Below are 13,099 nucleotides of genomic sequence, written 5' to 3'. Positions count from 1 at the left end.
ACTACTTCTTGCCCTTGCTCTCGCTGCCGCCGCCGTCGGAGTCCGTGGACAGCACCGCGATGAAGGCCTCCTGCGGGACCTCCACGCTGCCGACCATCTTCATCCGCTTCTTGCCTTCCTTCTGCTTCTCCAGCAGCTTGCGCTTACGGGAGATGTCGCCGCCGTAGCACTTGGCGAGCACGTCCTTGCGGATCGCGCGCACCGTCTCACGGGCGATGACGCGGCTGCCGACCGCGGCCTGGATCGGGATCTCGAAGTTCTGCCGCGGGATGAGTTTGCGGAGCTTGTCGACCATCCGGACGCCGTACGCGTACGCCTTGTCCTTGTGCAGGATCGCGGAGAACGCGTCCACCTTGTCGTGGTGCAGCAGGATGTCGACCTTGACCAGGTCGGCGGTCTGCTCGCCCTTGGGCTCGTAGTCCAGCGACGCGTAGCCGCGGGTCTTGGACTTCAGGTTGTCGAAGAAGTCGAAGACGATCTCGGCCATGGGCAGGTCGTAGCGGAGCTCGACGCGGTCCGCCGACAGGTAGTCCATGCCGAGCAGCGAGCCGCGGCGGGACTGGCACAGCTCCATGATCGCGCCGACGAACTCGTTGGGCGCGAGGATCGTCGACTTCACCATCGGCTCGTAGACCGAGGTGATCTTGCCCTCGGGGAACTCGCTCGGGTTGGTGACGATGTGCTCGGAGCGGTCCTCCATCACCACGCGGTAGACCACGTTGGGCGCGGTCGCGATCAGCTCCAGGCCGAACTCGCGCTCCAGCCGCTCGCGGACCACGTCCAGGTGGAGCAGGCCGAGGAAGCCGACGCGGAAGCCGAAGCCCAGCGCGGCGGACGTCTCGGGCTCGTAGACCAGCGCGGCGTCGTTGAGCTGGAGCTTGTCCAGCGCCTCGCGCAGCTCCGGGTAGTCCGAGCCGTCCAGCGGGTACAGGCCGGAGAAGACCATCGGCTTGGGGTCCTTGTAGCCGCCCAGGGCCACGGTGGCGCCCTTGGACTGCGAGGTGATCGTGTCACCGACCCGGGACTGCCGGACGTCCTTCACGCCGGTGATGATGTAGCCGACCTCACCGACCCCGAGGCCGTCGGAGGGCGTCATCTCCGGACCGGAGATGCCGATCTCCAGCAGCTCGTGGGTGGCGCCGGTCGACATCATCTGGATGCGCTCGCGCTTCTTGAGCTCACCGTCGACGACCCGCACGTACGTGACCACGCCGCGGTAGGAGTCGTAGACCGAGTCGAAGATCATCGCGCGGGCCGGGGCCTCGGAGATGTTGGCCCCGACCGGGGCCGGCACCTTCTGCACGACCTCGTTGAGCAGCTCGGGCACACCGATGCCGGTCTTCGCCGAGACCTTGAGCACGTCGGCGGGGTCGCAGCCGATGATGTGCGCCAGTTCCTCGGCGAACTTCTCCGGCTGGGCGGCCGGCAGGTCGATCTTGTTGAGCACCGGGATGATCGTGAGGTCGTTCTCCAGCGCCAGGTACAGGTTGGCGAGGGTCTGGGCCTCGATCCCCTGGGCCGCGTCGACGAGCAGGACCGTGCCCTCGCAGGCCGCGAGCGAGCGCGAGACCTCGTACGTGAAGTCCACGTGGCCCGGGGTGTCGATCATGTTCAGGATGTGGGTCGGGGCCGCGGCGTCGCCGTCGGTGGGCGCCCAGGGCAGCCGGACCGCCTGGGACTTGATCGTGATGCCACGCTCACGCTCGATGTCCATGCGGTCGAGGTACTGGGCGCGCATCTGCCGCTGATCGACCACGCCGGTCAGCTGGAGCATCCGGTCGGCGAGCGTCGACTTGCCATGGTCGATGTGCGCGATGATGCAGAAGTTACGGATCAGCGCCGGGTCGGTACGGCTCGGCTGCGGAACATTGGTCGGGGTCGCGGGCACGCAGGGTCCTGTTTCTCGACGCTTGACGTCTGACGTCTGTAGGCGGATCGATACGTTGACCCCCATCGTCCCATGGCTGGAGGCCTGGGACCGGTTTGGGAGGTCATGCGGGCGGCTGGTAGCCTGGAGCACTGTGCCTCGTGCCCTGTGACCCGAGGCGCTCAGTCAAGTGTTAATGCAAAGTACCCGAACCTGAGAAGGCTCCTTTCGTGGCGAACATCAAGTCCCAGATCAAGCGGAACAAGACCAACGAGAAGGCGCGCCTGCGCAACAAGGCGGTCAAGTCCTCCCTCAAGACCGCGATCCGCAAGGCCCGCGAGGCCGCCGCTTCCGGTGACGTCGAGAAGGCCACCGCGGCCAACCGCGTGGCCGCGCAGAAGCTCGACAAGGCCGTGAGCAAGGGCGTCATCCACAAGAACCAGGCCGCGAACAAGAAGTCCGCGCTGGCTCACAAGGTCGCCTCGATCAAGGCCTGACCTGTTCCACCGGGGCCCTCGGCCCCACTCGCCGGAAACGGAACCAGCGGCCCCTCTACCGCCCGGACCGGCAACCGAAAGACATCGCGCCGCGCTCGGCCGTTCGCCACGCGGGTGCGGCGCACAGCTCCATCCGAAGGCCCCGCAGCCATCCTCACGGGACGGCAGCGGGGCCTTCGGCGTTGCCCTATCCTCACGGCATGTCGACGCCGCCTGAGCAGCCGAGCGCCTATCCGTATCCGGGCCCCCAGTCCGCCTCGCAGCCCTCGCCGGGCTTCGGGCCGCCGGTCCCGTCCCAGCAGAATCCCTACGCGCAGCCGGTGCCGCCGCCCGGCCAGCCGGGCTCCTACTACGGCCCGCAGGGCCAGCCCCCGATACCGCAGCTGCCCCCGCCGCCCGGCGGCGGCTCGGGCGCCGGGAAGGCCGTGCTGTGGGCCGCGGTCGGCGCGGTGGTCGCCTCCGCGCTCTGGGGCGGCGGGGTCTTCCTGCTCGGCGGGAAGGACGCCAAGGAGGCGACCGCCGACCTCAAGGGGTACAAGCTGCAGACCGACGTCTGCACGGCCGCCGAGGTCTCGGCCTTCAAGACCAAGTACCCGGAGACCGACACCTCCCCGACGACATACACCCTCAAGCACGACGCACTGGACGACATGTACTGCGACATGGACATGAAGGCGCCCGGGTCGTCGTACGCGGACGCCTACCTGTCCACGACGGTGCAGCTGCACAAGAAGACCGACCCGTCGGCCGAGTTCGTGGCGCGGTGGGAGAGCTATTCGCAGCGCAAGGGCGACTACCGGGCCGAGAAGATCACCGGTTTCGGTGACGCGGCCTACCTGATCACCGAGGACACCATCAGCGGCTCGTCCGGCTCGCGCTCGGTGACGCTGGCCGTGCGGGACGGCTGGATGACGTACCAGATGGCGTGGAGCATGTACCTGTCGTCGCTGGACAAGGACAAGAACCCGCCGTCGGTGAGCGAGGTCACCGGCTGGATCAAGAGCTCCACGACGGCGACGCTGGCCCGGCTGAAGAACTGACGGCCTCGGCGGGGGTTCGGGGCCGGTCGTGACGGGGCCCGGGCGTGACAGGGCCCGTCACGACCGGCCCCGACGAGGGTCCGCCGTGACGGGGCCGTCCGTGACGCTATGAGCGGGCGCGGGCGGCCCGGGCCACGGCCACGACGGCCTTCTCCAGCGCGTACGCCGGGTCCGCACTGCCGCCCTTGACCGCGGCGTCCGCCTCGGCGACCGCGCGCAGCGCGGCGGAGACCCCGTCGCCGGTCCAGCCGCGCATCTGCTGCCGGACCCGGTCGATCTTCCACGGGGGCATGCCCAGGTCGCGGGCGAGCTGGCCGGGGTTGGTGCCGCGCGGGGCGGAGGCGAGCTTGCCGATGGCGCGCACGCCCGAGGCGAGGGCGAAGGTGATGCCGGGCAGCGGCTGGCCGACCGAGAGCGCCCAGCGCAGCCGCTCCAGCGCCTCCGCCGTCCGCCCGGTGACGGCGAAGTCCGCGACCTCGAAGCCGGTGGCCTCGGCGCGGCCGGTGTAGTAGCGGGCGACGACGGCCTCGTCGATCGTGCCCTCGACGTCGGCGGTGAGCTGGGCGGCGGCGCTGGCCAGCTCGCGCAGGTCGCTGCCGATGGCGTCGACCAGCGTCTGGGTGGCCTCGGGGGTCGCGGAGCGGCCCAGGGCGCGGAACTCGTTCCGCACGAACGCCAGCCGGTCGGCCGGCTTGGTCATCTTGGGGCAGGCGACCTCGCGGGCCCCCGCCTTGCGGGCCGCGTCCAGCAGGCCCTTGCCCTTCGCGCCGCCGGCGTGCAGCAGCACCAGGGTGATCTCCTCGGCCGGCGCGTCCAGGTACGCCTTGACGTCCTTGATCGTGTCCGCGCCGAGGTCCTGGGCCTCGCGCACGATGACGACCTTGCGCTCGGCGAAGAGCGAGGGGCTGGTCAGCTCGGCGAGGGTGCCGGGCTGGAGCGTCCCGGGCGGGAGGTCGCGCACGTCGGTGTCGGCGTCGGCGGCGCGCGCCGCCACGATCACCTCGCGCACGGCGCGGTCGAGCAGCAGGTCCTCCTGGCCCACGGCGAGCGTGAGCGGAGCGAGCAGATCGTCTGGGGAAGCTTTCCTGGCCATCGCGGACCAGCATCCCACGGGGCACCGACAGCGGCGGCCATGGCGGACAATGGTCCGGTGAGCGACGTACGACATGTCCTGGTGCTGCCCGACCGCGACGCCGCGGAGGAGGCCGCCGAGGCGGCTGTGGAGCGCTTCGGCCTCCCCTTCGAGCCCCAGCTCGTCCGCGACGCCCTGGCGGGCGAGGACGACGCCGAGGACGCCCAGTGGCTGGTCGTGGTGGAGGACGAGGAGAGCCGCCTGGACGCCGCGGCCCTGCACGCCCTGGCCGAGGAGTTCGACGGCTGGCGCGAACAGCCCCGCCCGTAGGCCGCGCCGGCGGCCGGTGGGCCGGGGCCTGTGGTGGTGCTACTGGAATGCTGTCGAGTTCGGCAGAGCGAGTGATCCATTGCTTCGCATACACCATGGAACGGCGATATTGACGACGGATTTCGTTGTTCTGAATCTCTTGACGCGTTCTTGGCGGCCGGGGTTTGATGCCGGGGATGAAGCGGTCGTTCCGCTTCGGGTTTTCCTGGACCGGAGGCGGTAAGCCCCCTCAGCACCATCCGATCGGACCCCGCATGACTGACACGCTGCGTCCTCCGCACTCGCCCATCGCGCCGCCCGTCACCCCGCCGAAGGCCCTCACCCGGTCCATCGGCGTGGTCGGCGGCACGTTGCTGACGCTCTCCTGCCTGACGCCCGCCTCGTCGCTCTTCGTCATCGTGCCGGGCCTCTTCGGCGATCTGGGCACCGGAACGGCGCTGACGATCGTGATCGCGGCCGTGCTCTGCGTCGCGGTGGCCTTCTGCTACTCCGAGCTGGGGACGCTGATCCCGAGCGCAGGCGGCGAGTACGCCATGGTCGGGACGCTGATCGGGCGGCTGGCGGGCTGGATCGTCTTCATCCTGTCGCTGATCGTCGTGATGATCGTGCCGCCGATCATCGCGCTCGGCACCGGCGAGTACCTCGAACCGATCATGCACATCAACGGTCAGTGGGCGGGCGCCGGCGTCATGCTGCTCGCCACCGTCATGGGCCTGCTCGACCTGCGGGCGAACGCCTGGATCACCGGCATCTTCCTGGTCCTGGAGGTCATCGCGGCCGGCGTCGTCGCCGTCCTCGGCTTCTCGCACTCCTCCCGCCCGGCCTCCACGCTGATCCACCCGGTCGTCGAGGCGACCGGCGGCGCGCCGGGCAGCCCGGTCACCGCGGCCCTGACCGGCGGCGCGATCGTCGCGGGGCTCGCGGTCGCGCTCTTCGTGCTGCAGGGCTTCAGCACGGCGGTGTACCTGTCGGAGGAGATGGAGAACCCGCGCCGGAACGTCTCGCGGACCGTGCTGTGGACGCTGGGCATCGGCGCCGTGGTCGTCATCGTCCCCACCATCGCGATCACGCTGGGCGCCCCCGACCTGCACACCCTCACCGAGGGCAACCTGTCGGCGATGGTGAAGGCCTGGAGCAACTCCGCGGTGGGGACGTTCGTCAGCCTCTGCATCGCGCTGGCGATCATCAACGCGGGCATCGTCATGGTCATCCAGAACTCCCGGGTGCTCTACGCCTCGGCCCGCGACCGCGCCTGGCCGCGGCCGGTCAACAAGGCGTTCTCCACCCTGAGCGGCCGGTTCGGCTCCCCGTGGGTCGCCACCCTCGCGGTCGGCGTGCCGGGCGCGGCGCTCTGCTTCGCGCCGCTGGACACGCTCACCAACGTCACCGGGGTCGCGGTCGCCGGCATGTACCTGCTGGTCGCGATCGGCGCCCTCGCCTCCCGGCGCGGCAGCCACAAGGCGCGGCCCGCGTGGCGGATGCCGCTGTGGCCGGTCGTCCCGGCGGTCCTGATCCTGGTGATGGCCTACGTCCTGTACGTGCAGGAGATCAAGGACCTCGCGATCACCGGCGCCATCGTGGCCGTCGCCTGCCTGTACTGGCTGCTCTACCTGCGCCCCCGCCAGGACACCCGCTGGGTGATCACCGTCCCGGAGGAGCAACTGGGCCTGCACGACGAGCCGGTCACCCGCACCGCCGTCTGACGGCCCCGGCCGCGCCGCGTCAGGCGGCCGGCTCCATCGCGGTGGCCTCCCGGGCCGGGATCTCCTCCTGGTCCGGGAGTTCGCGTATCCGGGGTACCGGCGACGGCAGCAGCCACAGGACGCACAGCACTCCCCCGACGGTGGCGATCCACAGCGTGGGCCGCAGTCCCAGGGTCGAGCCGAGCACGCCGCCCGCGAGCGCGCCGAGCGGGCGGATGCCGTGGTTGAGCATGCGGAAGGCCCCGGTCACCCGGGCCCGCAGCCGGTCCGGGATGACGGCGCTCTGCAGGGAGCCGCTGGCGATGTCCAGCACCATCACCCCGAAGCCGGCGAAGAACTCGGCGAGGAAGAGCAGGGCGAGGATCAGCGCGGTGGGTCCGCCGGCCGACGGCACCAGGATCAGCGGGGCGGGGAACACCACGAAACCAAGAACAACCGCCGGGCCGATCCCGATCCGCCGGACGATCCGACCGCTGAGCGCCGCACCGATGAGCCCGCCGACCGCGCCGGCGCCGACCACCAGCCCCAGCACGCCCGCGTTCAGACCGAGTTCGGCGACCGCGTAGAGCACCACGATGGTGTGGAAGACGTAGTTGAAGAAGTTGACGGTCGCGGCGGCGGCCAGCAGCGGACGCAGGATGCGGGAGCGCGCGATGAACCGCAGCCCGGCGGTGAAGTGCCCCTTCTCCGCCTCGGCGGCCGGCGGTTCGACCGGGGAGATGCGCGCCAGGTAGCCCGCCGAGACGAGGTACGAGACGGCGTCGACCAACAGCGTGAGCGGCGCGGCGAGCACCTGCACCAGCAGCCCGCCCACGCTCGGCCCCGCCACGAAGGAGAACGCCCGGCTGCCGTTGACGAGCGCGTTGCCGTCCACGTACTGGCCGGGCCGCACGAGGGAGACGAAGAGCGTGGCGTTGCAGACGTCGAAGGCGACGCCGCAGGCGCCGACAGCGAAGGCGATCACGTAGAGGTGGGTGAGGGTCAGCACGCCGAAGGCATAGGCCGCGGGCAGCGAGAGCATCAGCGCGGCGCGGACCAAGTCGGAGGCGATCATGATGCGCCGCCGGTCGCCCCGCCGGTCGGCCCAGGCCCCCGCGGGCAGCGACAGCAGCAGCGCCGGCAGCAGGCCCGCCGCCGACAGCCAGCCCATCTGGGCGGCGTCCGCGTGCAGCACCAGGACGGCCGCGAGCGGTATCGCGAGGAACGACACCTGGTCGCCGAAGAGGGAGACGGTCTGGCCCGTCCAGTACCGGCGGAACGGGCGTTCGCGCAGCAGGGCCGGCACGCGCTCGGCGATGTTCACGTCTACTCCTCGACTGCGTCAGCGTCTGCGTCCTGGGATGGGGCCGGGTCGGGGGCGGGAGCCGGGTCGGGGGCGGGAGCCGGGTCGGGGGCCTCCCGGTCCAGGAAGGCGATCCGCAGGTAGGAGACGCGCTGCGCGCCCTCGGGGCGTAGCGCGGGATCCGTGTCGCGGTCCGCGAACGCCTCCAGCAGCTCGTCCACCTTCGCGCCCAGCGCCGACAGCTCCTCGGGGGTGAGGTAGAGCGTCGCGTCGCTGAACTCCTCCGCCTCCTGCCAGGCGCGCGACAGTTCGCGCCGGCTCTCCAGCGCCTTGGTCATCTTCTGGAAGTAGTTCTCGGCGACGGCGACGGTGAGCGCGTCCGCCGCCTCCGCCACCGCCGGGTCGTCCGAATAGCCGGGCCAGTCCGTGAAGCGCGCCGTGGCCCGCCACGGCTTCTGCCGGCCCTGACCGCCCTCCGCCTCCTCGACCAGCCCGAACCTGGCCAGCACCCGCAGGTGGTACGAGCAACTGGCGACGGACTCCCCCGTCAGCTCGGCGGCCCTCGTCGCGGTGAGCGGTCCCTCCCTGCGGAGTAGGCCGGTGAGCATCATCCGCGTCGGGTGGGCGTAGGCCCGCAGAGCGCGCGGGTCGGTGAGCCGTATCTGCCTCTCGGTCATGATGTAAAGATAGCTTTAGAAAGAAACCTTTACAACAGAATCTTTAGATAGCGCTCAGGGCGCTCCCACCAAGGTGGCCCGCAGCTCGTCCGCGCGGTCCCCGAGCACCGCCACCGTCCCGTCGGTGTCCGTGCGCAGGACCTTCGCGCCCTGCGCGCGCAGGGCTCGGAGCGTCCGGGGTGCCGGGTGGCCGTACGGGTTGGCCGCGCCGCAGGAGATGAGCGCCAGGCGCGGTGCCAGGCGGGCGAGCAGGACCGGGTCCTGGTGGGCCGAGCCGTGGTGCGCGACCTTCAGGACGTCCACGCGGGGCAGGTCGGGCACCGCCGCCAGCAACTGCCGCTGGGCGGGCGGCTCCAGGTCGCCGAGCAGGAGGAACGTCAGCCCCGCCGTCCGGACCAGCAGCACGACGCTGGCGTCGTTCGGGCCGCTGTCCGGCAGCGCCCCCGCGCTCGCGGGCGGCCAGAGCAGCTGCCACTCCAGGGCGCCCAGCCGGCGCCGCTCCCCCGCCGCCGCGCGGACCACGGGGATCCGCGCGGCGGCCGCCTGTCTGCGGACGAAGGCCGCCTGCGCGGGCGGTTCGTCCAGCGTCGTCGTCTCGATCGCGCCGACCGCGCGGCCGCGCAGCACGCCCGCGAGCCCGTCCACATGGTCCGCGTGGAAGTGGGTCAGGATCAGCAGCGCGACCGAGGTCACCCCCAGCGACCGCAGGCACCGGTCGACGAGGGCCGGCTCCGGCCCGGTGTCGATGACGACGGCCGAGCCGCCCGTCCCGGACAGCACCAGGGCGTCGCCCTGTCCCACGTCGCACATGGCGAGCCGCCAGCCGGGCGGCGGCCGGCCCGTGAGGACGCGCGGCAGCGGGACGGGCCGCACCACGGCGAGCAGCAGCAGGAGCGCGACCGCCGCGCAGAGCCAGGGGCGGGCGGCCTGCCTGCGGCCCACCGTCACGACCGCCGCCGTGAGCGCGGCCAGCAGCAGCGCTCCGCCCCACCCGCCGGGCCAGCCGATCCCGGCGCCGGGCAGGGCCGCGCCCCGCCGGGCGACGGCCGCGATCCAGCCGGTGGGCCAGCCGGCGAGCCGGGCCGGCCACTCGGCGGCCGGCATCGAGAACGGCGCGATGGCCAGCGCGCCGAACCCGAGCACCGTGGCCGGCCCCACCGCCGGCTCCGCGAGCAGGTTGCACGGGACCGCGACGAGGCTGACCTGCCCGGTGAGCACCACGATCACCGGGGCGCAGACCGCCTGCGCGGCACCCGCGGCGCCCAGCGCCTCGGCCGGCCCCGCCGGCACGCCGCGCCGCCGCAGGGCCGCGCTCCAGCGCGGGGCGATCGTCAGCAGCGCGCCGGTGGCCAGCACGGACAGCAGGAAGCCGTAGGAGCGGGCGAGCCAGGGATCGTGCAGGACGAGGAGCAGCACGGCCGCGGCCAGCGCCGGCAGCAGGGCGCGGCGGCGGCCGGTGGCGATGGCCAGCAGCGTGATCAGACCGCAGGCGGCGGCCCGCAGCACGCTCGGGTCGGGACGGCAGACGATGACGAACGCGACCGTCAGCACCCCGCCGACCAGGGCCGTCGCCCGCAGCGGGATCCCGAGCCGCGGGGCGAGCCCGCGCCGCTCGGCGCGGAGGGCGAGCCCCGGCGGGCCGATGAGCAGCAGCAGGACGATGGTCAGGTTCGAACCGGAGACCGCGGTCAGGTGGGTCAGGTCGGTGGCCCGGAACGCCTCGCGCAGTTCCGGCGTGAGCCGGGAGGTGTCCCCGACGACGAGCCCGGGGAGCAGCGCCCGCGCGTCGGGCGGCAGCCCGTCCGTCGCCGTGCGCAGCCCGTCCCGGAGCCGGCCCGCGAACCGCTGGGTCGCGGTGGGCGGTGCGACGACGCGCGGCGGCCCGCGCACCGACAGCACGGCGGCGGTCCGCTCCCCCGGCCGCGCGGGCGGTGCGATCCGTGCCGACACGCTGACGCGGGTGGAGGGCAGCAGCCCGAGCCACGGACCGCCGTCGGGAGCCGGCGCCGGGGCCCGCCCCGGCGGCGCGGCCGTCTCGGCGATGACCAGCACCGGCGTGCGGACCTCCGTCGTCACGCCGTGCGAGGTGACGCGGACGGCGTCCGCCTCGACGAGCACGGCCTCCGGGGCACGGGCCGCGCCCCGGACGTGCGGCCGGGTCGACCGCGGATCGCCGGTGATCCGCAACTCGACGACAGCGCGCCCGTGTTCGGCCGCCAGCCCCGGCAACGGCCCGCGACGGCTGTCCGCCGCGTGCAGCGCGGCGACGGCCGTCGCCGCGGACGCGCACAGCAGCACGGTCGCGAGAGCCGCCGCCAGGCCGGGGACAGCGCGCCGCCGTCCGACCACCAGCAGCACCGCCCCCAGCGCCGCGGTGACCCCCACGGTCCAGGCCGCCGCTCCTCCCGGCATCCCCAGCGCGACCGCCGCCGCGAGCCAGACGGCGAGGGCCGGCGGCACGAGCCGCAGATCGGCGGGCCCTTCCTGGCGCGGGTTGGACGCGCCGAGCGGCGACGCCGCCGCAGCGTGCACGGCGGAACGCACCGCACCACCCGCCCGCTCCGCGCGGCCCGCACCACCCGCCCGGCCCACCCGGCGTCCCGTTCCCGCGCCGGGGCCCGCCCCGGGACCGGTCACGGCCGGACCAGGGGCTTGAGGTCGGAGAAGCGCCGGTCGCCGATGCCGGTCACGTCGCGGAGCTGCTCGACGGAGGCGAAGCCGCCGTGCTGGGCGCGGTAGTCGAGGATGTGCCGTGCCAGGACCGGCCCGACGCCCGGCAGGGTCTCCAGTTGCTCGGCGGTCGCCGAGTTGAGGCTCACGGGGCCGGCGGACGCCCCGCCACCCGGCCCCTGCCCCGGCCCGGCGGGCGCGGGCGGCCCGCCGACGACGACCTGCTCGCCGTCGGAGAGCACCCGGGCGAGGTTCAGCGCGCTCGTGTCCGTCCCCGGCAGCGCCCCGCCGGCCGCCGCGAGCGCGTCGGCGACGCGCGACCCGGCGGGCAGCCGGAGCACCCCGGGCCGCCGGGCCCGGCCCGCGACGTCCACCGTCAGGACCGTCCTCGGCACCGCGACAGCGGCCGGCACGAACCCCGGGGGCAGGAACCCCGAGGGCCCGGAGCCGGACGGCCCGGAGCCGGACGCGGACTGCCGATCCCGGGCCGCGCTCAGTGGCGAGCCGGACGGCGGTCCGTCGATCCGCGCCGGAGCCGAGACCGTGCGCGGGCGCCCGGTCCAGAAGTGCTGCACGGCGAAGCCGACGGCGACGGCCAGCACCACCAGCAGCGCGGCGGCGGTCCTGAACTCCAGGCCGCAGCGCACGAACAGCCAGCCCCGGAAGGCGCGTAACCGAGCGAAGGGCATCGCTCGCGGTGGGACGACCGGCAGGACCGTCGGCGGCGGATCCCCGCCCGGACCGGGGCTCGGGCTCGGACCCGGACCGGGTCCCGTGCCCGGACCCGGGCCCGGACCCGGGCCCGGACCCCTGCCCGAACCCTGGCCCGGATCCGGGTCCCCTCGCCCGCCCGGCGGATCGAGGAGCGCGGCGGCGCGCTCCCCCACCGTCTCCCGGAGGCCCTGGACGTGACTGCGGCGGTGGCTGTTCGCGGTGAGCGTCGTGGTTCCCATGACGCGAAACTAAGCGGAATCACCGCCCAAAGATGATCATGATCCGCGCCTGTGGACAACTCACCGGCCGCGGCCGGACCGCCCCGTCAGAACGGCGAGATCACCACGCCCAGCAGCCCCGGCCCCGCGTGCGCCCCGATCACCGCGCCCACCTCGCTCACCACCAGCTCGTCCAGCGCCGGCACCCGCTCCCGCAGCCGTTCGGCCAGCGCCGCCGCGCGGTCGGCGGCGGCCAGGTGGTGGACCGCGATGGCGACCCGGCGGCCACCGGCCCGCTCGACGACGATCTCCTCCAGCCGCGTGATCGCCCGGGAGGCCGTGCGGACCTTCTCCAGCGGCTCGATCCTGCCGTCCACGAGTTGCAGGATCGGCTTGACGGCCAGCGCCGACCCGAAGAGCGCCTGCGCCGCCCCGATCCGGCCGCCCCGCCGCAGGTAGTCCAGGGTGTCCACGTAGAAGTACGCCTGGGTGTCCGCGGCGCGCTTCTCCGCGGCGGCGACCACCTCGTCCGCCGTTCCCCCCGCCCCGGCGGTCTCGGCGGCCGCCAGGACCGGGAAGCCCAGCGCCATCGCGACCATCCCGGTGTCGACGACCCGCACGGGCACGGGCGAGTCCCGCGCGGCGACCAGCGCCGCGTCGTGGGTGCCGGAGAACTCGGCGGACAGGTGCAGGGAGACGACGTGGTCGGCCCCCGCCTCCGCCGCGGCCCGGTAGCAGGCGGCGAACTCCGCCGGGCTGGGCCGCGAGGTGGTCACCGGGCGCCTGCGCTGCAGGGCCCGGGCGACGGCCGGCGCGGAGATTTCCGTGCCCTCTTCGAACGCCTCGTCGCCGATCACCACGGTCAGCGGAACGACCGTGATGCTGTGCCGGGCCAAGGCCTCCTGCGACAGGTAGGCCGTGGAATCCGTGACGATAGCGACATGCGGGGACATGTGCGGGAGGTTACCCGGGGCCCGGGCGCGGCGACAGTGCGGCCCGGGTCAAGATCGGCTGATCTGCCCGGAGCCG

The 13,099-nt window shown here is 73.4% G+C and carries 11 protein-coding genes; 4 read left to right on the top strand and 7 right to left on the bottom strand.

The genetic code is table 11. The annotated features are described in order from the left end of the window. Position 1: 1 nt before the first annotated feature. Positions 2-1,888: a translation elongation factor 4 gene (gene lepA, locus ABZ721_RS09650; RefSeq protein ID WP_358788058.1), complete on the bottom strand. Its 1,887-nt coding sequence runs from the start codon at positions 1,886-1,888 to the stop codon at positions 2-4. A gap of 209 nt (positions 1,889-2,097) precedes the next feature. Between lepA and rpsT the strand changes: the two genes are divergently transcribed. Then, positions 2,098-2,364 carry a 30S ribosomal protein S20 gene (gene rpsT / locus ABZ721_RS09645; RefSeq protein ID WP_277438198.1) on the top strand — a complete coding sequence of 89 codons (267 nt, stop codon included), beginning with the start codon at positions 2,098-2,100 and terminating at the stop codon, positions 2,362-2,364. 200 nt (positions 2,365-2,564) lie between these two features. Next, positions 2,565-3,404 (top strand): hypothetical protein, encoded by an 840-nt coding sequence (locus tag ABZ721_RS09640; RefSeq protein ID WP_358788057.1) that lies wholly within the window; start codon positions 2,565-2,567, stop codon positions 3,402-3,404. A gap of 106 nt (positions 3,405-3,510) precedes the next feature. Here the strand turns inward: ABZ721_RS09640 and holA are convergent, their stop codons facing one another. Beyond that, a complete protein-coding gene (holA, locus tag ABZ721_RS09635) occupies positions 3,511-4,497 on the bottom strand; it encodes a DNA polymerase III subunit delta (protein WP_358788056.1) in 987 nt (328 codons plus the stop codon). 57 nt (positions 4,498-4,554) lie between these two features. Here holA and ABZ721_RS09630 point away from each other — a divergent pair, with 57 nt between their 5' ends. After that, positions 4,555-4,806, top strand: coding sequence for a hypothetical protein (locus ABZ721_RS09630; RefSeq protein WP_358788055.1), 252 nt, complete (start codon positions 4,555-4,557; stop codon positions 4,804-4,806). 254 nt (positions 4,807-5,060) lie between these two features. Next, complete coding sequence (locus ABZ721_RS09625; RefSeq protein WP_358788054.1) at positions 5,061-6,509, top strand: APC family permease; 1,449 nt, start codon at positions 5,061-5,063, stop codon at positions 6,507-6,509. Positions 6,510-6,528: 19 nt separating this feature from the next. Here ABZ721_RS09625 and ABZ721_RS09620 read toward each other — a convergent pair whose 3' ends face one another. The 5 genes from ABZ721_RS09620 to ABZ721_RS09600 form a co-directional block, all read right to left on the bottom strand. After that, positions 6,529-7,812 (bottom strand): MFS transporter, encoded by a 1,284-nt coding sequence (locus ABZ721_RS09620; RefSeq protein ID WP_358788053.1) that lies wholly within the window; start codon positions 7,810-7,812, stop codon positions 6,529-6,531. Between the two features lie 2 nt (positions 7,813-7,814). Further along, positions 7,815-8,468 (bottom strand): helix-turn-helix domain-containing protein, encoded by a 654-nt coding sequence (locus tag ABZ721_RS09615; protein ID WP_358788052.1) that lies wholly within the window; start codon positions 8,466-8,468, stop codon positions 7,815-7,817. Positions 8,469-8,522: 54 nt separating this feature from the next. Further along, a complete protein-coding gene (locus ABZ721_RS09610) occupies positions 8,523-11,012 on the bottom strand; it encodes a ComEC/Rec2 family competence protein (RefSeq protein ID WP_358788051.1) in 2,490 nt (829 codons plus the stop codon). 89 nt (positions 11,013-11,101) lie between these two features. Beyond that, a complete protein-coding gene (locus ABZ721_RS09605; protein WP_358788050.1) occupies positions 11,102-11,827 on the bottom strand; it encodes a ComEA family DNA-binding protein in 726 nt (241 codons plus the stop codon). Between the two features lie 350 nt (positions 11,828-12,177). Next, on the bottom strand, positions 12,178-13,023 hold the full coding sequence (locus ABZ721_RS09600; RefSeq protein ID WP_358788049.1) for a DegV family protein: 846 nt from the start codon (positions 13,021-13,023) through the stop codon (positions 12,178-12,180). Between the last annotated feature and the right edge of the window lie 76 nt (positions 13,024-13,099).

It is taken from the genome of Streptomyces sp. NPDC006733, from assembly GCF_040636125.1.
Taxonomy (GTDB): Bacteria; Actinomycetota; Actinomycetes; order Streptomycetales; family Streptomycetaceae; genus Actinacidiphila.
This window is presented reverse-complemented; position numbering and strand designations above follow the sequence as displayed.